Consider the following 626-nt stretch of genomic DNA (forward strand, 5'->3'; position numbering starts at 1 on the left):
GGCGATCACCGGCACCTACGGCACGCTGACCATCGGCGAGGACGGTGAATACACCTACGCCCTGGACGACACCTTCGCGGCGACGGATGCGCTGGCCGAGGGCGAGAGCGCCGCGGACGTCTTCACCTACACGATGGCGGACAGCGAAGGCGCGGTCTCGAGCACCACGGTCACCATCGCCATCACCGGCAGCAACGACGCGCCGGTTGCCGTGGCGGACACCAACGCCGAGGATGCGGTCGTCGAGGACATGGATGCCTCGGCCACGGGCAACGTGCTCGCCAATGACACCGACGTGGACTTCGGCGACAGCAAGACCGTCGTGGGGGTCGCCGCGGGCGACACCGGCGCGGACCTGGAGGATGCGGCGACCGTCGGCATGGCGATCACCGGCACCTACGGCACGCTGACCATCGGCGAGGACGGTGCATACACCTACGCCCTGGACGACACCTTCACGGCGACGGATGCGCTGGCCGAAGGTGAGAGCGCCTCGGACGTCTTCACCTACACCATGGCGGACAGCGAAGGCGCGGTCTCGAGCACCACGGTCACCATCGCCATCACCGGCAGCAACGACGCGCCGGTTGCGGTGGCGGACACCAACGCCGAGGATGCGGTCGTCG

General features: G+C 68.7%; 1 protein-coding gene. It reads left to right on the forward strand.

Annotated features, from left to right (window positions below; all coding sequences use genetic code 11):
* A partial coding sequence (locus DU478_RS22565; protein ID WP_147276423.1) for a VCBS domain-containing protein occupies positions 1-626 on the forward strand: 626 nt, incomplete at both ends.

Origin of the sequence: Thalassococcus profundi, from assembly GCF_003344785.1 — a bacterium.
Classification (GTDB): domain Bacteria; phylum Pseudomonadota; class Alphaproteobacteria; order Rhodobacterales; family Rhodobacteraceae; genus Puniceibacterium; species Puniceibacterium profundi.